Below are 20,502 nucleotides of genomic sequence, written 5' to 3'. Positions count from 1 at the left end.
ATGGCGCGCAAGACAACTACGCGGCACGTGATGATCTCGACGATCGGGGCATGGTTCTTCGGCTTCCTGATCTTCTTCCCGATCCTCTGGATGGTGCTGGCGAGCTTCAAGACCGAGCTCGAGGCTTTTGCCATTCCGCCGTCGTTCCTGTTCTTCCACTGGACCACGGAAAACTACGCCACGGTGCAGGAGCGCAGCGACTATTTTCTCCATGCGATGAACTCGATCATCATCGCCGGCGGCTCGACGCTGATTGCGCTCCTGATCGCGATACCTGCGGCCTGGTCGATGGCGTTCTCGCCGACCAAGCGCACCAAGGACATCCTGCTGTGGATGCTCTCGACCAAGATGATGCCGCCGGTCGGCGTGCTGGTGCCGATCTATCTCATTTACAAGAGCTTCGGCCTGCTCGATTCCCGCATCGGCCTCGTCTTCATCCTCTGCCTCGGAAATCTGCCGATCGTGATCTGGATGCTGTTCACCTATTTCAAGGAGATCCCGCGCGACATCCTCGAAGCCGCGCGCATGGATGGCGCAACAATAGGCCGCGAGCTCGTCTATGTGCTGACGCCGATGGCGATCCCGGGGCTGGCGTCCACGCTGCTGCTCAATTTGATCCTGGCATGGAACGAGGCGTTCTGGACGCTCAATCTGTCGACGTCGAGCGCCGCGCCGCTCACCACGTTCATCGCGTCCTATTCGAGCCCGGAAGGGCTGTTCTGGGCCAAGCTGTCGGCGGCCTCGACGCTGGCGATCGCGCCCATCCTCGTCCTCGGTTGGTTCAGCCAGAAGCAGCTCGTGCGCGGGCTCACCTTCGGCGCGGTGAAGTAAAAGGGGCTGCCGGATCATGGGGCAGATCACACTTCAGGACGTGCAGAAGTCCTTCGGCCCGGTGCACATCATCAAGGGCGCCGATCTCGACATCGCCGACGGCTCCTTCGTGGTGTTCGTCGGTCCCTCGGGCTGCGGCAAGACCACGCTCTTAAGGCTGATCGCCGGGCTTGAGGATGTCAGCGGCGGCAAGATCCTGATCGACGGCAAGAACGTCGTCGACACGCCGCCGGCCAAGCGCGGGCTCTCGATGGTGTTCCAGTCCTACGCGCTCTATCCGCATATGAGCGTGCGCGGCAATATCGGCTTCGGTTTGAAGATGGCCGGCCTTGCCAGGGACGAGATCAACCGCAAGGTCGAAGCGGCGGCCGCGACCCTGAACCTCACGCCCTATCTCGACCGCAAGCCGCGCGAGCTCTCCGGCGGCCAGCGCCAGCGCGTTGCGATCGGCCGCGCCATCGTCCGCGAGCCGAAGGCGTTCCTGTTCGATGAGCCGCTCTCCAATCTCGATGCTGCGCTACGCGTGCAGATGCGCATCGAGGTGACGCGGCTGCAGAAGCAGCTCGGCACCACCGCCATCTACGTCACCCATGACCAGGTCGAGGCCATGACCATGGCCGACAAGATCGTCGTGCTCAACGGCGGCAAGATCGAGCAATACGGCTCGCCGCTGGAGCTCTATGAGCGGCCTGCCAATCTCTTCGTCGCCGGCTTCATCGGCTCGCCCAAGATGAATTTCGTCACGGGCGAGCTCGCCAAACAGCAGGGCGCAACCACCATCGGCGTACGGCCGGAGCATCTGAAGATCGAACGAGACGGCACCGGGGGCTGGCAGGGAACCATCGCCGTCGCCGAACATCTCGGCAGCGACACCTTTCTGTATGTCGATGCGGGCCCCCTCGGTATGCTGACCGCGCGTTACATCGGCGAACTGAGCCTGCATGCCGGCGACCGGGTGTTGCTGGTGCCGGACCCCGCACGCATCCACCGCTTCGACCAGAGCGGCAACGCGCTTCGCGGCTGACAAGAAACGGCAAGAAAACGGAAAACGACCATGTACCTGGAAAAATTCAAGCTGAGCGGCAAGACCGCGTTCATCACTGGCGGCGGGCAGGGCATCGGGCTTGCCTGCGCGGAGGCGCTGGCCGAGGCCGGAGCCAAGGTCATCATCGGAGACCGCGACAGCAAGGTCGCCGACACCGCGAAAGCCGAGCTGAAAGCGAAAGGCTACGAGATCGAGACCGCGGTCATGGACGTGACCGATACCAGGCGCGTGGCCGAGGTCGCGGGCGACCTTGTGGCCCGCCATGGCAAGGTCGACATCCTCGTCAACAATGCCGGTATTGCGCGCAGCGAGACCCCGGCTGAGACCGTCACCGACGAGCACTGGCTCAACGTCATCGACGTCAATCTCAACGGCACCTTCTGGTGCTGCCGCGAATTCGGCAAGCACATGTTGAAGGCGGGAAGCGGCGCCATCGTCAATGTCGGCTCGATGTCCGGCTTCATCGTCAACAAGCCGCAGGAACAGTGCTTCTACAACGCCTCCAAGGCCGGCGTGCATCATCTGACCAAGTCGCTCGCGGCCGAATGGGGCGCCCGCGGCATCCGGGTCAATGCGGTGGCGCCGACCTATATCGAAACGCCGCTTAATGCTTTCGTGAAGAGCAATCCAAAAATGTACGACGCCTGGATCGGTGGAACCCCGATGGCGCGAATGGGGCAGGTCGAGGAGATCGCCTCCGTCGTGCTGTTCCTCGCCTCGGAGGCCGCGAGCCTGATGACCGGCAGCATCGTGCTGGTGGATGGCGGCTACACTTGCTGGTAGGCTTGCGTCAAAACTGACGAGAGCTTCCGGGAGCGACCATGCCGCGAGCGTATATCGGCGTCGATGTGGGGACCACGAGCACGCGGGCAGGGGTATTTGATGAGGCCGGCACGCTGCTTGCGACCGCACGGCATCCGATCCGGATCTGGCACGAGGCCGGCGACATCGTCGAGCAGTCCTCGCAGGACATCTGGGACGCCTGTATCAAGTCGGTGCGGGCGGCGATGGCGGAAGCCGCCATCGCGCCCGATGGCGTCGGCGGCATCGGCTTCGACGCCACCTGTTCGCTCGTGGTGCTGGACCGCGAGGGCGAGCCGCTCACGGTCAGCGCCTCGGGCATGCCGCAGCGCAACGTCATCGTCTGGATGGACCATCGCGCCACGGCCGAGGCGCGGCTGATCAACGAGACCGAAGACGCCGTGCTGCGCTATGTCGGCGGCTCGATCTCGCCCGAGATGGAGATGCCGAAGCTGCTATGGTTGAAGCGGCACATGCGCGCGAGCTTCGATACCGCCGGGCATTTTTTTGATCTGGCAGACTATCTGACCTGGCGCGCCACCGGCTCGCTCCAGCGCTCGACCTGCACGGTCACCTGTAAGTGGAACTATCTCGCTCATGACGGCGGCGGCTGGAGCGCGCAGTTCTTCAAGCGCATCGGCCTGTCGGAGTTCGTCAACGAGAAATACGCCCGGATCGGCACCGACATCGTCGCGCCTGGTACCCGGCTCGGCGAAGGGCTTACCCGCGCCGCCGCGGCCGAGTTCGGCCTGTCGCCGGGCACGCCGGTCGGCGCGTCCCTGATCGATGCGCATGCTGGCGGCATCGGGGCGATCGGCGGGCGTGACGGGTCGGGCGGAACGACGGATGTCACCGATCGCCTCGCTTACATCATGGGAACGTCGGCCTGTATCATGGCGACGACCACGCAGCCGTGCTTCGTGCCGGGCGTGTGGGGTCCTTATTATTCCGGCATGGTGCCGGACTTCTGGCTCAACGAGGGCGGCCAGTCGGCCGCGGGCGCTGCGATCGACCATCTCCTCAAATCGAATCCGGGCCATGCCGAGGCGAGCGCGGCCGCGCGCAACGAAGGGCTCGACCTCATCGACTTCCTCGAGCGCCGCATCATCGCGCGCGCTGGCAGCGCCAGCCGCGCCGCGTTGCTCGCCCGCGACGTCCATGTCCTCCCCGAATTCATCGGCAACCGCTCGCCCTACGCCGACCCTGACACCCGCGCGGTGATCGCCGGCCTCGATCTCGACACCGACACTGGCTCCATGGAGCGGCTGTTCATCGCCGGCCTGTGCGGGCTCGCTTACGGGCTGGCCGAGGTGATCGAAGCCTTCGCCGCGCACGGCGTCCGCTCCAGCCTCATGATCATGGGCGGCGGGGCGAGCCGCAGCCCGCTGGTGCGGCAGATCATGGCCGATACGACGGGCCTTGCCGTCGCGCTGCCGCAGACCAAGGAGCCGGTGCTGCTGGGCGCGGCGATGTTGGGTGCGGTCGCCGGCGGCGCCTATGCCTCGATCGGCGAGACTATGGCAAAGATGTCGGCGGTGGGAGGCAAGAGCGAGCCGACCGCGCCGGACATGGCCGCCTTCCACGCTCGCAAGCGCGAGGTCTACAAGCTGCTGCGCGCGGTCGATCGCGGCAGCCGCGCCGCCATGCGCGATATCGCTAGAAGTTGAACGACATGCTGATTGCCTGTGGCGATGCGCTGATCGATTTCGTGCCGACACAAAACGCTGCCGGGCGCGAAGCGCTGATGCCGGCGGTTGGCGGCTCCTGCCTCAACGTCGCGGTCGGCATCGCGCGCCTGGGCGCGCCGACCGGTTTTGTCGGCGGCATCTCGACCGACCTGTTCGGACAGATGGTCGCGGATCACGCCGCGGCGTCCAACGTTCGGCTGGATCTCGCCACCCGCAGCGATCACCAGACCACGCTTGCCTTCGTTCGCATCGTCGCCGGCGAGTCGCATTATGCGTTCTACGATGCCGGGACCGCGGCGCGGAACTGGACCTACCGGCGCGGCACGATCCCCTTCGAAGACATCGAGGCCGTCCACGTCGGCTCGACCACGCTTGTCAACGACCAGGGTGCGGCCGAGACCAAGGCGTTGATCGCGGACGCGCGGGCCTCCTCGACCATCTCCTTCGATCCGAACTGCCGGCCGAATCTCGTCAAGAACAAGCCGGCCTATGTCGCGCGGATGATGGAGTTCGCCGCCGGCGCCGATCTCATCAAGATGTCGGACGTCGACTTCGCCTATCTGTTCGGCGAGGAGCCTTATCACGAGCGCGCCAACGCGCTGCTCGGGCAGGGCACGCGTCTCGTCGTCCTCACCCGCGGCGACAACGGCGCCATCGCCTGGCACGCGGGGGCAGGGCAGATCGAGGTCGCTGCGCCTGAGGTCGAGGTCGCCGACACCATTGGCGCAGGCGACAGCTTTCAGGCCGCGCTGCTGTTCGCCCTGCACAAGCAGGGCCGCATGACCCGCGAAAGGCTGAAGGATATCGGCGCGGACGAACTCCGCCGCGTGCTGTCCTTTGCCGCCAATTGCGCGGGCCTCACCTGCACCCGCCCGGGTGCCGATCCGCCCTGGAGCCACGAGATCAGCTGGAGCTGGTAGGCCGCGCGTCCGGGGCCTGCGATGGCCGAGATGTCCCGGCGGACTGTGGCCATGCGTGAGCAGAAATGGACAGGACCGACGCCCGCTGGCAAGGTCCGCGCGTCCTGACGCGAGCCTGTCCTGATGAGCAATGATCTCTGTTTCCTCTCCGCCACCGAGCTGCGCGAACGCATCAGCAGCAAGGAGGTCTCGCCCGTCGAGGTTGTCAGCGCCGTGCTCGCGCGCGCCGAGGCGCTTCAGAGCGAGCTGAACTGTTTCATTACGCTGTGTGGCGATGAGGCGATGGAAGCGGCGCGCGACGCCGAGCGCAAGATGATGGCAGGCGAAGCGCTCGGCCTGCTGCACGGCATCCCCGTCACCGTCAAGGACATCGTCAATACCAAGGGCGTGAAGACGACGTTCGGCGCTGTGCCGTACAAGGACAATGTGCCGACTGAGGATGCCGTCGCGGTCGCGCGGCTGCGCAGCGAAGGTGCGATCCTGATCGGCAAGACCACGACGCCGGAATTCGGCAGCAAGTGCCTGACCGACTCGCCGCTGTTCGGCCGCACCCGCAATGCGTGGGACGCGCGGCGTTCCTCCGGGGGCTCCAGCGGTGGTGCGGCCGTCGTTGTTGCGAGCGGCATCGCGCCGCTGGCGATTGCGACCGACGGCGGCGGTTCGACGCGGATACCCGCAGCCTGCAACGGCGTGGTCGGCTTGAAGCAGAGCAACGGGGTCATCCCGCACAGCCAGGCGCTGGATGTGTTCGGCAATCAGACCTATGTCGCGCCGACCACCCGCACCGTCACCGACACCGCACTGATGATGCAGGTGATGGCCGGCGAGGATGCCTGCGATCCCTGGTCGATCGGCCTGCCGGTGCCGGATTTCGTCGGCACAGTCGCCCCGCGCGGCGACCTGCGCGGGCAAAAGATCCTGTACTGCCTGACCCCGCCGGGCCGCCCCGTGTCCGCCGATGTCGCGGCCAGCTTCAAGGCGAGTCTCGCGCGCCTGGCGAGCTTGGGTGCCGAGCTCGAGGAATTTTCCGGCGAGGGTTTTGACATCGAGCCGATATGGCGCGCCATCAACCACACCGTCTGGCGCGCGCGCTTTGCAAAGCTTGCGGCCGAGCACAAGGATGAGCTCAGCGAAACCTTCCTCAAGCAGCTGGCGCTCGCCACCGAAGTCAGCGGCGTCGACTACCAAGAGGCGATGTTCGCGCGCACGGCGCTGTTCCGCCGCGTTCAGTCGCTGCTTGCGCGCGGGCACCTCCTGGCGATGCCCACGCTGACGCGCACCGCGCTGCCGATCGAACAGGACCTATTCGGTACCATCGAGGTCGATGGGGCGCATTTCGCCAGCGTCCGGCCGCACTGGTTCCCCTGGACCATGCTGTTCAACATGACCGGGCATCCCGCGGTCAGCCTGCCCAGCGGCTTCGGCCGGGACGGCCTGCCGATCGGGCTCCAGCTCGTCGGCCGCTTCCGGGCCGATGCGGAATTGCTGCGGGTCAGCGCGCTGTTCGAGGCGTCAAGCAATCTTCTGTCCCGGTGGCCGGAATGACGCGACGGCATGCCGCAAAGGACTTGCTTCGGCTGCCCGGACATGTTGATCGTGCCAGGGATGAGCCCTGACCCCGACCGCGCATGAGCGTATTTGTCCTCCGACGTGTGTTGACATTGCTGGCGACGCTGGTCGGCGCATCCATCATCATTTTCCTGGTGCTGGACGCGCTTCCGGGCAATGCCGCGCAGATGCTGATGGGCGCCGACGCATCGGCCGATGCGGTGCGCGCGCTCACCGTCAAGCTCGGGCTCGATCAGCCGCTGGCGGTTCGCTATCTGCAATGGATCAAGGGGCTTCTGATCGGCGATCTCGGCAATTCCTACGTCTACGGCACGCCCGTCGCCAGCCTGATCGCTGAGCGGCTGGTGCTGACCATCCCGCTCGCGATCATGTCGATGCTGATCACGGTGACCTTGGCGCTCTCGGCCGGCATCTACACCGCCGCTAACCATAACAAGCTCGGCGATGTCGGCGTGATGTCGCTGACCCAAATCGGCATTGCGCTGCCGAATTTCTGGTTCGCGATCCTGCTGGTGCTCCTGTTCTCGGTGCGGCTGCAATGGCTCTCCGCGGGCGGCTTCGCCGGTTGGGATGAGGGCGTCTGGCCCGGGATCAAGTCGCTCTTGCTGCCGGCGATCTCGCTCGCGGTGGTGCAGGCGGCGATCCTTGCGCGCGTCACGCGCTCGGCCGTGCTCGAGGTGCTGCGCGAAGATTTTGTTCGCACGGCGCGCGCGAAGGGGCTCGGCAAGCGCGAGGTGCTGTGGCGCCACGTGCTGCGGAACGCCATGATCCCGGTGATGACGGTGATGGGGCTGCAATTCGCCAATCTGCTCGCCGGCACCATCGTGATCGAGAACGTGTTCTATCTGCCGGGACTCGGCCGGCTGATCTTTCAGTCGATTGCCAATCGCGACCTGATCGTGGTGCGCAACTGCGTGATGCTGCTGGCGGCCATGGTCGTCATCGTCAATTTCGTGGTCGACGTGCTCTATGCCTTTATCGATCCCCGCATCAAGGTCCACGACCTGTGAGCGCGCCGCTGATCACGCCGATCGACGCAGCCGTCGCAACACGCCCGCTGCCGGCACGCACGTTCTGGCGCCGCGCGCTGCGCCATCGCAGTTTTGTGCTGGGCGGGGCGCTGAGCCTGCTGGTGCTGGCCTCTGCGCTGCTGTCGCTGGTGTGGACGCCGTGGTCGCCTTACGAGATCGACATCGCCTCGAAGCTTCGGCCTCCATCGGCGGCGCACTGGCTCGGCACCGACCCCTTCGGCCGCGACATCGTCTCGCTGCTGCTCGCTGGTGCCCGTTCGACCATTGCGGTCGGCATCATCGCGGTGAGCATCGGTCTCACCTTCGGCGTCTGCCTCGGCCTGATCGCTTCGGCCAGGCGGGGCTGGACTGAAGAGATCATCATGCGATTCTCCGACTTCACCTTCGCCTTTCCGGCCGTGCTGTCCGCGATCATGCTCGCCGCGGTCGTGGGGCCGGGCATGGTGACTTCGATCGTCGCGATCGGCATCTTCCAGATCCCGACCCTGATCCGGCTGACGCGCGGCTCGGCCAACGCGATCTGGGCGCGCGAATTCGTGTTGGCGGCGCGGGCGTCGGGGAAGGGCAGATTCCGCATCACGATCGAGCATGTGCTGCCGAACATCCTGTCGATCCTGATCGTGCAGGCGACCATTCAATTCGCGCTCGCCATTCTCGCCGAAGCCGCTTTGTCCTATCTCGGTCTCGGCACGCAGCCGCCGCAGCCGTCCTGGGGGCGCATGCTGAACGATGCGCAGACATTGTTGTTCCAGTCGCCGATGCTGGCGGTCTATCCGGGCGCGGCGATCGCCATCGCGGTGCTCGGCCTCAATCTGCTCGGCGACGGGTTGCGCGATCTGCTCGATCCACGGCTGGCACGGGAGCGATGATGATGGCTGAGCGCCCCGACATGCCGCTGATCGAGGTCGCCGATCTCGGCGTTCGCCTCAATACCAGCCGGGGGCCAGCGCAGGCCGTGCGCGGCGTCAGCTTTGCGCTGAAGCGCGGCGAGACGCTGGGGCTCGTTGGCGAATCCGGCTGCGGCAAATCCGTGACCGCGTTGTCGCTGATGGGATTGTTGCCGGACAGCGCAATCGTCAGCGGCAGCATCAAGCTCGACGGCAACGAGCTCGTCGGACTTGCGGATGCGGATTATTGCCGGCTCCGCGGCAACCGCATCAGCATGATTTTTCAGGAGCCGATGACCGCGCTCAACCCGATGCACACGATCGGCCATCAGGTCGCCGAGCCGTTGCGGCGTCACAGGACATATTCGGCAGCGCAGGCGCGGCGCGAAGCGATCGCCTTGCTGGACCGGGTCGGACTGCCCGATCCGGCCAAACGGATCGATGCCTATCCGCACCAGTTCTCCGGCGGTCAGCGCCAACGTGTGACTATCGCCATGGCGCTCGCCTGCGAGCCTGATTTGTTGATTGCGGACGAGCCGACCACGGCGCTCGACGTCACCATCCAGGGCCAGATCCTCGACCTCATCGCCGATCTCGTCGAGGAGCGCGGCATGTCGATGATCCTGATCTCGCACGATCTCGGCGTCATCGCCGAGAACGTGCAGCGCATGATGGTGATGTATGGCGGCACTGTGGTCGAGAGCGGCCCGACGGACGAGGTATTCCGCAGCATGGGACATCCCTACACGCAGGGCCTGTTCCGCGCCCGCCCGAAGCTCGGCGCGCGCAAGGGGACACGACTGAAGACGATCTCCGGCACAGTGCCGGAGCTCGCCGATCTGCCGGCGGGTTGCACCTTTGCCGATCGCTGCCCGCTCGTGATCGATCGGTGCCGCGCCGCGCTGCCGCCGATGGTGGAGGTCGGGCCCGGTCATGGCGTCCGCTGCATCAGGACCGATGTCTCGATGGCCGAAAACGTCGGAGCGCTGTCCGCATGAGCACTGCGCCTCTTCTCGACGTGAAGGATCTCGAGCAGCGCTACATGCTGCCGCGTGAAAGCGTATTCCGCCCGCCCGGCCAGGTGCGCGCGCTCAACGGCGTGAGTGTGCAAGTGCGGGCCGGCAAGAGTCTCGGCATCGTTGGCGAGTCCGGCTCGGGCAAGTCGACCTTTGCGCGGGTCGTGATGGCGCTGGAGCGGCCGACCGCGGGAGAGGTCACACTGCTCGGGCGCGATCTCAATCGCATCCCGCCCGACGAGCTGCGCCGGGCCCGCCGCGATTTCCAGATGGTGTTCCAGGACCCCTACGGCTCGCTCGATCCGCGTCAGACCATCGCCCGCATCGTCGCTGAGCCGCTGACCGTGCTGGAGGGCGCCGACCGCGCCACCTTTCGCGCGCGCGTCGCCGCGGTGCTGCGCCAAGTCGGCTCGCGCGATGCCGATATGGACAAATACCCGCACGAATTCTCCGGCGGCCAGCGCCAGCGCATCGCGATCGCGCGGGCGCTGATCACCCAACCAAAACTGATCGTCGCCGACGAGCCGGTCTCCGCGCTCGACGTTTCCGTGCAGGCCCAGGTGCTCAACCTGATGCAGGACCTCCAGGAGCAGTTCGGCCTCAGCTACATCCTGATCAGCCACGACCTCGCCGTGGTCGACTATCTCTGCGATGAGGTCGCGGTGATGTATCTCGGCCGGATCGTCGAGCAGGGCAGGCCGGAGGACCTGTTCGAGCGCTGCGCCCATCCTTACACGCGGGCGCTGCTGGAGGCCGTGCCGCGGGCGCGTGCCGTCGGCCGGCGGCGTCGCGGGGCGCAAGTGATCGCCTCGCACTCGGCCGCTGCGGCCGGATGCCCTTATGTCGCGCGCTGCGGGTTCGCCGACCAGCATTGCCGCGAGGTTCCGCCCTTGCTACGCAAGGTGGGCGAGAGCCATCTCGCCGCCTGCCATAAGGCGGAGGCGGTGATGGCGTTGCCGCAAGTTGCGGTGGAAGGTTAGTGTCCGCCGCAGGATTGGCATAGGCTCAAAGAAAAGCAGGCCGGGGAGTTACGAGATGTTCAGGAAACTATCGATCGTCGCTTTTGCCGCAGCGCTCGCCGCGGCGCCGCTGCCGGTGCTGGCGCAAGGCAAGAAGGACAGCGTCGTCATGGCGATGGCGCTGGAGCCTCCCGGGCTCGATCCCACCAATGCCGCCGCTGCCGCGATCGCCGAGGTCACGCTCTACAACATCTACGAGACGCTGACCAAGATCAACGAGGACGGCTCGGTCTCGCCCTTGCTGGCAGAGAGCTGGACCGCATCGCCTGATCTCAAGACCTACACGTTCAAGCTGCGCAAGGGCGTCAAATTCCACAACGGCGAAGCCTTCAATTCCGCCGCGGTAAAGTTCTCGTTCGAGCGCAACGCGGCGCCTGCTAGCACCAACAAGGACAAGAGCCTGTTCCAGGCTTTCGAGAAGGTCGATGCGCCCGACGCCGACACGGTGGTGATCACCCTGAAATACGGCGAGCCGAACCTGCCGTTCCTGCTCGGGCAGGCGAGCGGCTCGATCGTGGAGCCGAAGAGCGCAGCCACCAATGTCACGCAGCCGGTCGGCACCGGACCCTATCAGCTCGCCGCCTGGGCCAAGGGCTCCTCGATCACCCTGAACAAATGGGCCGACTATCGGAGCGCCGCCGCGGTCAAGCTGTCGAAGGTGACGATCCGCTTCATCTCCGACCCGGCCGCGCAGACTGCCGCGTTGCTGTCGGGCGACGTCGATGCATTCCCGCGCGTGTCGGCCCAGCGCACCATCGCGCAGTTCAAGGCCGATCCGCGCTTCAACGTCATGGTCGGCGGCTCCAGGGCCAAGACCATCGTCGCGATCAACGAGCGCAAGAAGCCGCTCGACGACGTCCGCGTGCGCCGCGCCATCCTGGCCGCGATCGACCGCAAGGCGATGATCGACGGCGCCGTCGATGGCTTCGGCACGCCGATCGGCAGCTTCTACGTGCCGGGCGCGCTCGGCTATGTCGACACGACAGGTATCAACCCCTATGACCCCGAGAAGGCGAAGAAGCTGCTCAGCGAGGCGGGCGTCACCACGCCGCTGGAATTGTCGCTGAAGCTGCCGCCGCCGTCCTATGCGCGGCAGGGCGGCGAGATCCTCGCAGCCCAGCTCGCCAAGGTCGGCATCGTCGCCAAGATCGAGAACGTCGAATGGGCGCAGTGGCTGTCGCAGGTGTTCGCGGCCAACGGTCCGCACAATTACGATCTCACCATCGTCAGCCATGTCGAGCCGTTCGACCTCGTCAAGATCACCGAGCCGGACTACTATCTCGGCTACAACAACGAGGCCTTCAACGCGCTCTACAAGCAGATCGTCTCGACGCCGGATGAAGCGGCCCGCGCCAAACTGCTCGGCGACGCCCAGCGCATGCTGGCGACCGACGCGGTCGCCGGCTTCCTCTATCAGCCGCAGCTGATCACCATCACCAACAAGAAGCTGAAGGGCGTCTGGAAGGAAGTCCCGCAATACGAGAACGATTTTTCGACGTGGTCGTGGGAGTAGTGACCACTCGATCAAGTCGACCCTGTCGCCTGGACAATGGCCTCTTCCAATCTGGGAGAGCCCATTTGTTTTGAGCGCTCCAACCAAAAATCTGAAAACAACCCCATGCACAGTAGACGGGGATAGTCATTTCAATGGCTTGCGGGGTGCGCTGAAGCGGATGCCGAGCATCCGCGATGTCTTGACCCGTCGGGCAAAACACTGGCATGATGCCATCATCGGGAATTCCGAAGCTGATGCTCGTCAGCGGGGCGAAAATGCGCTGGACGGATTTGGGCCCGCTTGCGACCCGTTTCAGATTTCGGACCGTGTCAGCGCCTTGGCTGAGAGCCATGGATAGTTGCGCCAGGATCTGGGCTGCGATAGGCATTTCGCGACGCTTTTTTTTAGCAGAGTTAACATGAGACGACGTGATTTCATTGCCGGCCTTGGCGCCGCAGCGTTGCCTCTGCCAGCGTGTGCTCAATCGAAGAATGATCACATCGCCCATGTCGCCTATTTGGGCGTTGGGAGCCCGGGCGCTTTCGATCCCCGGCAAATCGAAGAGTTCAGACGAGGTCTGCTCGAGAATGGCCTTGTAGAGGGCAGAACAATCGAGATTGATTACCTGTGGGGCGAAGGCGATCCAAACCGCATCAAACAACTGGCAGCAGATCTCGGACAACGCAATCTCGATGTCATCATCACTGCCGGCTCCGAGACGACACTTGCGCTGATAGCCACTGGAACCAAAACGCCCATTGTATTTGCAATCATCAGCGATCCGATTGGCACCGGAGTCGTGAAGAGCCTCAGCCGACCCGGCGGTAATGTCACCGGTTTGGCGATGTCTGGCACAGATTTGGAAGCCAAACGCGTGGAGGTGCTGAAAGAGGCTGTACCCGCAACGACGAGGATCATGGTCCTGCATGACCCCAAGGTAGGGCAGGCTGGAGTGGCTGAGGTACAGGCGACCGCGCGTGCACTCAAGCTTGACCCAGTGGTTGTACAGGCCGCTGATCCCAGTGAATTTGACGGTGCGTTCGCGCACGCGAAGGACCAGGGCGCGGATGCCCTTGTAGCTATGGCATCTCCGTTCCTGAACTATCATCGCAAGCGACTGATCGAGTTGGCAGGACGCTATCGATTTGCATCGGTTTGGTATGGTGCGGCCTTTGTCAGAGAAGGAGGGCTGCTGTCGTATGGCCCTAACTTTCCGGATATGTACCGCCGGTCCGCCGGCTACGTAGCAAAAATTATTGGGGGCGCGAAGCCCGCCGACATCCCGGTTGAACAACCTGTAAAGTTCGAGATGGTCATAAATCTCAAGACCTCAAAGGCGCTCGGGCTAGAAATTCCGGCCATGCTGATCGCTCGCGCCGATGAGGTGATCGAATAAGTAGGCCACGCCCGCTCCTGGGCCGGCGCTGGTGTTCGGCCGCGTGTTGCCCGGATGCATCGCCGGGGTGGCGCACGGCATCGAACCTTTGGAACCCTGATGCGTTAGCCGGGCCGATGGAGCCGGATGCACGTTCCGGCATGACGATGCGGCGACCAAGTTTGCTCATTGCTCAAACTGTACAGGTGGCCGTCCGGCGATTGGCTCGGCATCGGCGTGGAGATGCCCTCTGGGATCATCTGGGCCGATTTGCTGAACGCGACCGAAGAGGAGAAGCAGTTCGTCGAACGCTTGCTGAAGACTCGTATCCCGTCGGAGGAGTCGCTCGGCGAGATCGAGGCGTCGAGCCGCGTGATCCTCGACCACGGCACGCGAAGGATGTGGCTTCGCCCAGCGATTACGAGACGCGGCTGATCGACAAGATCCAGCTGCTACTCGGCGCCGTGCTCGGCTTCATCAACATCCGGCGGAACGAGCTGTTCAAGATCCCGACGATCGTCTCCGTCGTCGGCGTGCCGCCGACGATCCTGGTCGGGGTCTGGGGCTGAACTTCAAGCACATGCCCGAGCTGGACTGGACCTTTGGTTATCCGCTGGCGTGGCTTGCGATCATCGCCAGCGGCGTGTTGCCGCTGATCTGGTTCAAGCGCCGCGGCTGGCTCGAGTGATGGAGCGGCGCGCCGTTCGGGAACGACGCGCCGCTCGTGAGTTATGCGGCTTCCGCGGCGAGACTGCCGATCCAGTTGCGGGCCAGCGTCACGTCGGCCTGCGACAATTGATGGCCTGCCGGCAGGACCTTGTGGCTCACGCTCGCGCCTGCTTGCGACAACAGCGCCGCGAGCTGCGCCGAGTTGCTTGCCGGCACGATCGGATCGGTCTGCCCGGACAGCAGCAGGACAGGCTTGCCGTCGAGCCGCGCGCTGGGCGGATCCGACAGCGGCACCATGGCGCGCAACAGGATCGCGCCCGCCAGCACCTCCGGCTTGAGCAGCAACAGCGCGGCTGCGATGTTGGCGCCGTTGGAGAAGCCGACCGCCACCGGCGCGGCGATGCCATATTGCTTCCGCGCCTCCGCGACGAACTCGCCGAGCTCGAGCGCGCGTCGCCGCACGTCCGCCTCGTCGAACACGCCCTCGGTGAGGCGGCGGAAGAAGCGCGGCATGCCGTGCTCGAGCACGCGGCCGCGCGGCGAGAGCAAAGCGGAACCGGGCGAGATCATCTTGCCGAGCCCGAGCAGGTCGTTCTCGTCGCCGCCGGTGCCGTGGAGCAGCAGGAGCGGAGGGGAGCCCGCGTCGCGTGCGGGCTCGTAACGATGGATGAAGTCGGTCATGATGCGCTCTCTTCCAGGCTCGGCAGCACGCTCTCAATCTGCTTGCGATGCTGTTCGAGAAAACTCGGCAGCTTCAAGTCGCGTCCCAATGTCGCGACCGGTTCGTCGACGGCAAAGCCGGGGATGTCGGTTGCGATCTCGAACAGCACGCCGCCGGGCTCGCGGAAGTAGATCGAGCGGAAGTAGTTGCGGTCGCGCTGCTCGGTCGGATGCAGGCCGTGATTGCTCACGAGCTTTTCCGCCATCTTGCCCTGTTCGGCGTCGTCCGCCGCGCGGAAGGCGATGTGGTGCACCGAGCCGCCGCCCTGATGCCCACGCAAAAAGCCCTTGGCCTCATAGATGTCGACGATGCTGCCCTCGGCATCGCCCGTCGCCTTGAAGCGGATCACCGAGCCTTCGCGCCCGGTCTCCTTGAAGCCGAACACGTCGGTGAGGACAGCAGCCGTATTCGCCGCGCTATCGAGCAGCAGGGTCACGCCATGGAAGCCGCGGATCGCATGCTCCGCCGGCACGTCGCCATTGCTCCAGCCGGGCTCGTTCTCGGCGCCGGGAATGCCGACCAGCGCCAACGCCATGCCATCAGGGTCAGTGAACGGCAGCACGGATTCGCCAAAACGCTTTTCCAGCGCCTCGTAAGGAATGCCCTTCTCGGTGAAGCGCTGGGTCCAGTAGCCGAGCGAGCGCTGCGGCACGCGAAAGGCAGTCTGATGGGTCTCGCCGACGCCGCGGCGGCCAGCGGGCACGCCGGCCCAGGGGAAGAAGGTCAGGATGGTCCCGGGACGGCCGGTCTCGTCGCCGTAATAGAAATGGTAGGTGCCGGGATCGTCGAAATTGACCGTCTTCTTGACGAAGCGCAGGCCGAGATCGCGGGTGTAGAAGCCAAAATTGCGGATGGGATCGCCAGCGATCGCAGTGACATGGTGCAGTCCAGACATTGTCGTCCTCCAGAATTTTGGGAGCGGTCTTGCTCTGGAGCGAAATATCGTTCCGCTTTGGATTGGAGACAATCCATGCAAATATGACTGCTATGTCTACGAATTGGAAACAATGGCCGGAGCCGACTCTTGGATAAGATCGCGAGCCTCCGGGCCTTCGTGAAGGTGGTTGAAAGCGGCAGCTTCGCCGAGGCCGGCCGCCAGCTGCGGCTGTCGCGCTCGGCCATCAGCAAATACATCGCCGACCTCGAGGAGAGCCTCGGCGTCCAGCTGTTGAACCGCACCACCCGCCACGCCAGCCCGACCGAGAACGGCCAGCGCTATTTCGAGCGTGCGGTCGTGATCCTCTCGGAGATCGAAGCGGCGGACCAGGCGGTCACGCAGGCGCAGTCCGCGCCGCGAGGCCTGCTCCGCGTCAACGCGCCGATGTCATTCGGCACGATACGGTTAGGTCCCGTGCTCGCCGATTTCATGGCGCGATATCCGGAGCTTCAGCTTCAGATCGTGCTCAGCGACGATCTGCTCGATCCCGTCCAGGACGGCTTTGACGTGACCTTGCGGATTGCGGAGCTGGAATCTTCGAGTTTGATCGCGCGAAAAATCATGCCGGTGGCGCGCATGATCTGCGCCTCGCCGGATTATCTGGCGCGTCACGGCACGCCAAGACATCCGCAGGATCTGCGTGAGCATGCGACGCTGACCTACGGCTTCCTGCTGACAGGCAATCAGTGGAAGCTGACCGGCGCGGACGGCGACCACTGGATCCAGCCGGCCTGGTCGCTCTGCGTCAACAATGCCGAAGTGCTGCGCGACGTCGCGATCAGAGGCAGGGGGCTGGCGCTGCTGCCGGAGTTCATCGCTGCGGATGCGTTAAAGAAGGGCGAACTGCGGACGGTGCTGGACGACTATTCCGCGCCGCCGCTCGCGCTGTACGCGGTCTATCCGCCGACGCGGCATTTGTCGGTGAAGGTGCGGCTGTTTATCGATTTTCTGGTAGAGAGGTTTGGGCGCGATGAGGTTTGAACTTTCAGTCCGCTATATCTCGCTGGCCCGCATCGAAGGCTTGAAATATGCACTACGACCTCGATCTGGTAAACCAGCTATGCCGCGAAATCGGCCTGATAGTGCGATTGGATACAGCTGATCGTATAGAGATCAACCTCGGCCGTAACGCAGTCCTGTACTTTCAAAACGCTGAACGTGAGGATGACTGCGTAATCGGCTTTCTTGGAGTGCCTTGGCACGTGCACGACAATCTGATCTTCGCCGATGCTCGGGGCAATTACATTGAACTCGATTACCTCAATTTGCTCACTGGCTTGAAGGACGGGCGAGTCCTCATTCGTGAACGGGAGGTGAAAGGCCGGACAGAGGATCTCTGGGTGGTGCACAGCGATTACAACGACGAGTTCAAGTATCTTGAAGAAGACGAGCGGATCATCGTGCGTCGTGCGACGGTTTCCGGCTGAACTAAGGAAACAGACCTCACCGGATGGCTTGAGCGCTTGCGAAACCCATCTCTTCGCAGTTTCCCTGCGGCGCATCCTCGAGACGCCCGCCTCTGGCGGGCCCACAGGATGAGGGCGGAGTGTGTGGCAACAGTTCTGACCGGCGCGACGCTGTTTAGCCTCACCCTGAGGAGACCGCGAAGCGGCCGTCTCGAAGGACGAGGCGTGTCCGCACAAATGAGAGCGATGGGTTTCGCAAGAGCTCAACCCATCCTACGCGCTTAATGGTCTGCAAACCCTAATCGTCAGAGAGCTGCCAGCTAAGAGCGTCCTCGTGCTACTTTAGCGGGCATGTCGCCCTTCAGCATTCGTTCCACCCTAATGCTCGTCCTCGTCGTCGGGGGCACATCCAGCATCTACGTGTTCCTCGGCCTCAACCTGATTATAGCATTGATAGCGTTGGGCTTAGCCTGCCTTCTGTACGTTCCGTTCGCTAAGCGCTACGGGTGGGGCAATGAAGGGCGTCTCACGAGGCATCTCAGTCGTCCGCCGTTCGAAGACGAACGCCGCAAATCGAATTGATTGTGCTGGAATGGTCTGGCTTGTTGCTCTTGCATTCTTCGGCTTTTGTTGGTGGCGCGCAGCAAAAGCGCGCGAACGAGCCGCTGAACTCGCAGCAACGGGAATTGGGCTCTCACCCTTGTATTGGGTATCGAACGCGCTGGTAGCTGTTCTATTGGGCCTCGTGTTGTACATTGCCCACATACACAATCAGTCGCCCGTCCCAGCTTTCCTCTGGCTCGCCGCCCTCGCGATCATTGTGGCTCTGCTTTTCCTGCGCCGCGCGTTGAAATGGCGCTACCCTGTTTAACTCGTAGGATGGGTTGAGCTCTTGCGAAACCCATCTCTACCCGGAACAAAGTTGCGGCGGTACGCGGCCATGGTGCGACGTTATCGCGAAAAACGTACGATGGGTTTCGCAAGAGCCATCCTACGAATCTCCCCGCGGTTGGTCTGCATGGACCCAAAAGCAGTCTGCGCCGCAAGGCGCTGCGAAGGTCTGCTGCTCTAGCGCCGCAGCGTGAATTCCTCCGCGCTGCGCCGGTGTTCCCATTTCGCCTGCTCCAGTTCGGGCCGGTCGCATTCGGCCTCGGGGTAGCCGATGCAGAGATAGGCGATGAACTTCCAGGTATCAGGCACATCGAGAATGGCGTGGATGCGTGCAGGGTTCAGGATCGACACCCAGCCCATCCCGATGCCTTCCGCGCGCGCGGCGAGCCACGTCGCGGTGATCGCGGCGACCACGGAATATTCCGTCATCTCCGGCATGGTGGCGCGGCCGAGACCGTGACCGATCTCGCTGGCCTTGTCGGCGAACACCGCGAGGTGGCCGGGGGCCTGTTCGAGGCCCGACAGTTTCAGCGTGGCATAGCGTGCGGCGCGTTCGCCGGAATAGCAGTTCAGCGCATCGGCGTTGCACGCCCTAAAGTCGTCGATCACGGCGTGGCGGCGTGCAGCATCATCGACGATGACGAAGCGCCAGGGCTGGCTGAGGCCGACCGAGGGTGAGAGGCAGGCGGTTTCGATCAGCCGCTCGATCGCGCCATCCGGCAGGGAATCGCTGCGAAAACGTCGCACGTCGCGCCGCCACACGAACAGCTCGCGCAGATGCTGACGAAAGATGTCGTCGAACTCGACCATGAGGTCAGCGTCCCATCTGGAAAGCTGCGGCGACCAGCAGGATCAGGATCTCACCGATCTGCTCGAACGCGCCGAGGATGTCGCCGGTCTGGCCGCCGACCTGGCGGATGGCAAGCCGCGCCAGCATCAGGCCGGCGAGCGAGAGCAGGATCAGACCAACCAGCGCCTTGCCTGGCCCCAACGCCAGCGCAAGCGCGAGCGTTCCAAGCGCGAAGGCGATGGCGACGCTGCGGCCCGGCGGCACTCCCGCGCTCGCCGATAGCCCGTCAGGCCGCGCCGGCGGGACCAGCGACATGAAGGCCGGCACGCCCGCGCGCGCCGCGGTGTGCGCAGCGCATAGCGCCAGCATGACGGGCCAGGGACTTGCGATCGCCGCGAGCGCGCTCCAGCGCAGGCCGAACGACAGCATCAGCGCGCAGACGCCATAAGTGCCGATCCTGCTGTCGCGCATGATCTCGAGCTTGCGCTCGCGCGTGCGGCCGCCGCCGAGGCCGTCCGCGGTATCGGCAAGCCCGTCCTCGTGCAGCGCGCCGGTGATGAGGGCGGTCGTGGTGAGTGTGAGCAGGGCCGCAAGGTTCGGTGTCAACCCGAAGCGGATGGCGACCTTGTAGACGAAAGCGCCGGCAAGGCCGACCAGCAGCCCCGCAAGCGGAAGCGCCCAGGTCGCGCGCGCGACCGCGCCGTCGGCTGCGGGCTTCGACGATGTCACGGGGAGGATCGTCACGAACGATGCCGCCATCCTGAGATCGGCGATGACATCTTTGAGAAACTCGGCGCGCGGCATCATTTCAATTTCATCGGCAAGCCGGCGACGATGAATTCGACCTCGTCGGCAACGCCGGCGAACGTCTGGTTCATGATCCCGGCGGCATCACGATAGGCGCGCGCCAGCGCGTTGTCGGGCACGATACCAAGGCCGACCTCGTTGCTGACCATGATGACCGGACTCCGCAAGCGGGGGAGAACGTCGGCGAGATGCGTCACCTCGCGCGACCAGTCGCGCTCGGAATGCAGCAGGTTGGACAGCCAGAGCGTCAGGCAATCGACCAGTCTCGCGCCACCGCCCTCGGTTTCGACCAAGGCCTGCACCAGGTCGAGCGGCACCTCGCGCTCGATCCAGTCGGTTCCGCGTCGCGCGCGATGCCTTTCAATGCGCGCCTCCATTTCGGTGTCTAACGCCTCGGCCGTGGCGATATACACGGGCTGCCCGGGAAAGGAGAGCGTGCGCATTTCCGCACGTTTGCTCTTGCCCGATCGCGCCCCGCCCGTGATCAAGATGACGGCCATCAAACTCTCCTGTGGGGCCCGACTAATCACCAAACGCGGCCAAAGACAAAGCCGAAATCAGCGAGCCGGGGGCTTGCGCCCGGGCCTTGCTTTGCGCAACAGGG

At 64.4% G+C, this 20,502-nt stretch carries 22 protein-coding genes; 17 read left to right on the top strand and 5 right to left on the bottom strand.

What is annotated here, in order from left to right:
* From JJB99_RS25375 to JJB99_RS36965, 14 genes are all read left to right on the top strand, one after another.
* Entirely contained in the window at positions 1-831 is an 831-nt protein-coding gene (locus JJB99_RS25375; RefSeq protein ID WP_200494995.1) for a carbohydrate ABC transporter permease, read from the top strand.
* A gap of 16 nt (positions 832-847) precedes the next feature.
* Positions 848-1,855, top strand: coding sequence for an ABC transporter ATP-binding protein (locus JJB99_RS25370; RefSeq protein ID WP_200494994.1), 1,008 nt, complete (start codon positions 848-850; stop codon positions 1,853-1,855).
* Positions 1,856-1,885: 30 nt separating this feature from the next.
* Positions 1,886-2,659, top strand: a complete 774-nt coding sequence (locus JJB99_RS25365; RefSeq protein ID WP_200494993.1) for an SDR family NAD(P)-dependent oxidoreductase — start codon at positions 1,886-1,888, stop codon at positions 2,657-2,659.
* A 38-nt stretch (positions 2,660-2,697) separates the two neighbouring features.
* Positions 2,698-4,344, top strand: a complete 1,647-nt coding sequence (locus tag JJB99_RS25360; RefSeq protein ID WP_200494992.1) for an FGGY-family carbohydrate kinase — start codon at positions 2,698-2,700, stop codon at positions 4,342-4,344.
* A 5-nt stretch (positions 4,345-4,349) separates the two neighbouring features.
* On the top strand, positions 4,350-5,285 hold the full coding sequence (locus JJB99_RS25355; RefSeq protein WP_200494991.1) for a carbohydrate kinase family protein: 936 nt from the start codon (positions 4,350-4,352) through the stop codon (positions 5,283-5,285).
* Positions 5,286-5,408: 123 nt separating this feature from the next.
* Entirely contained in the window at positions 5,409-6,830 is a 1,422-nt protein-coding gene (locus JJB99_RS25350; protein WP_200494990.1) for an amidase, read from the top strand.
* Positions 6,831-6,913: 83 nt separating this feature from the next.
* Positions 6,914-7,864: an ABC transporter permease gene (locus JJB99_RS25345; protein WP_200494989.1), complete on the top strand. Its 951-nt coding sequence runs from the start codon at positions 6,914-6,916 to the stop codon at positions 7,862-7,864.
* Positions 7,861-8,754, top strand: a complete 894-nt coding sequence (locus JJB99_RS25340) for an ABC transporter permease (RefSeq protein ID WP_200494988.1) — start codon at positions 7,861-7,863, stop codon at positions 8,752-8,754. Before JJB99_RS25345 ends, JJB99_RS25340 begins: the two co-directional genes overlap by 4 nt.
* 2 nt (positions 8,755-8,756) lie before the next feature.
* Positions 8,757-9,770: an ABC transporter ATP-binding protein gene (locus tag JJB99_RS25335; RefSeq protein WP_200494987.1), complete on the top strand. Its 1,014-nt coding sequence runs from the start codon at positions 8,757-8,759 to the stop codon at positions 9,768-9,770.
* Complete coding sequence (locus JJB99_RS25330) at positions 9,767-10,768, top strand: ABC transporter ATP-binding protein (RefSeq protein ID WP_200494986.1); 1,002 nt, start codon at positions 9,767-9,769, stop codon at positions 10,766-10,768. The genes JJB99_RS25335 and JJB99_RS25330 overlap by 4 nt, the downstream gene beginning before the upstream one ends.
* Before the next feature lie 55 nt (positions 10,769-10,823).
* A complete protein-coding gene (locus JJB99_RS25325; protein ID WP_200494985.1) occupies positions 10,824-12,320 on the top strand; it encodes an ABC transporter substrate-binding protein in 1,497 nt (498 codons plus the stop codon).
* A gap of 400 nt (positions 12,321-12,720) precedes the next feature.
* Positions 12,721-13,698, top strand: a complete 978-nt coding sequence (locus JJB99_RS25320) for an ABC transporter substrate-binding protein (RefSeq protein WP_200494984.1) — start codon at positions 12,721-12,723, stop codon at positions 13,696-13,698.
* 380 nt (positions 13,699-14,078) lie between these two features.
* Positions 14,079-14,246 (top strand): hypothetical protein, encoded by a 168-nt coding sequence (locus JJB99_RS36345; RefSeq protein WP_246774992.1) that lies wholly within the window; start codon positions 14,079-14,081, stop codon positions 14,244-14,246.
* Between the two features lie 11 nt (positions 14,247-14,257).
* On the top strand, positions 14,258-14,365 hold the full coding sequence (locus JJB99_RS36965; RefSeq protein WP_246774991.1) for a hypothetical protein: 108 nt from the start codon (positions 14,258-14,260) through the stop codon (positions 14,363-14,365).
* A 41-nt stretch (positions 14,366-14,406) separates the two neighbouring features.
* On the opposite strand, the gene JJB99_RS25310 is transcribed toward JJB99_RS36965, so the two are convergent.
* Together JJB99_RS25310 and JJB99_RS25305 are read right to left on the bottom strand one after the other, a co-directional pair.
* The gene (locus JJB99_RS25310; RefSeq protein ID WP_200494983.1) at positions 14,407-15,027 is read right to left on the bottom strand and encodes an alpha/beta hydrolase; all 621 of its coding nucleotides are present in this window, start codon (positions 15,025-15,027) and stop codon (positions 14,407-14,409) included.
* Positions 15,024-15,962 (bottom strand): ring-cleaving dioxygenase, encoded by a 939-nt coding sequence (locus tag JJB99_RS25305; protein ID WP_200494982.1) that lies wholly within the window; start codon positions 15,960-15,962, stop codon positions 15,024-15,026. Before JJB99_RS25305 ends, JJB99_RS25310 begins: the two co-directional genes overlap by 4 nt.
* A 129-nt stretch (positions 15,963-16,091) precedes the next feature.
* Between JJB99_RS25305 and JJB99_RS25300 the strand changes: the two genes are divergently transcribed.
* The 3 genes from JJB99_RS25300 to JJB99_RS25290 all read left to right on the top strand — a co-directional run bounded on the left by JJB99_RS25300 (position 16,092) and on the right by JJB99_RS25290 (position 18,281).
* The gene (locus tag JJB99_RS25300; RefSeq protein ID WP_200494981.1) at positions 16,092-16,985 is read left to right on the top strand and encodes a LysR family transcriptional regulator; all 894 of its coding nucleotides are present in this window, start codon (positions 16,092-16,094) and stop codon (positions 16,983-16,985) included.
* Positions 16,986-17,032: 47 nt separating this feature from the next.
* Positions 17,033-17,431 carry a hypothetical protein gene (locus JJB99_RS25295; protein WP_200494980.1) on the top strand — a complete coding sequence of 133 codons (399 nt, stop codon included), beginning with the start codon at positions 17,033-17,035 and terminating at the stop codon, positions 17,429-17,431.
* A gap of 493 nt (positions 17,432-17,924) precedes the next feature.
* Entirely contained in the window at positions 17,925-18,281 is a 357-nt protein-coding gene (locus JJB99_RS25290; protein ID WP_246774990.1) for a hypothetical protein, read from the top strand.
* Between the two features lie 197 nt (positions 18,282-18,478).
* On the opposite strand, the gene bluB is transcribed toward JJB99_RS25290, so the two are convergent.
* The 3 genes from bluB to cobU are packed head-to-tail and all read right to left on the bottom strand — an operon-like array spanning position 18,479 to position 20,398.
* Positions 18,479-19,111, bottom strand: coding sequence for a 5,6-dimethylbenzimidazole synthase (gene bluB, locus JJB99_RS25285; protein ID WP_200494979.1), 633 nt, complete (start codon positions 19,109-19,111; stop codon positions 18,479-18,481).
* A 4-nt stretch (positions 19,112-19,115) separates the two neighbouring features.
* Positions 19,116-19,898, bottom strand: a complete 783-nt coding sequence (gene cobS, locus JJB99_RS25280; RefSeq protein WP_200494978.1) for an adenosylcobinamide-GDP ribazoletransferase — start codon at positions 19,896-19,898, stop codon at positions 19,116-19,118.
* Positions 19,895-20,398, bottom strand: coding sequence for a bifunctional adenosylcobinamide kinase/adenosylcobinamide-phosphate guanylyltransferase (gene cobU / locus JJB99_RS25275; RefSeq protein WP_200494977.1), 504 nt, complete (start codon positions 20,396-20,398; stop codon positions 19,895-19,897). The genes cobS and cobU overlap by 4 nt, the downstream gene beginning before the upstream one ends.
* Positions 20,399-20,502: the final 104 nt, after the last annotated feature.

Source organism: Bradyrhizobium diazoefficiens (genome assembly GCF_016616235.1).
Lineage (GTDB): Bacteria > Pseudomonadota > Alphaproteobacteria > Rhizobiales > Xanthobacteraceae > Bradyrhizobium > Bradyrhizobium diazoefficiens_H.
This window is presented reverse-complemented; position numbering and strand designations above follow the sequence as displayed.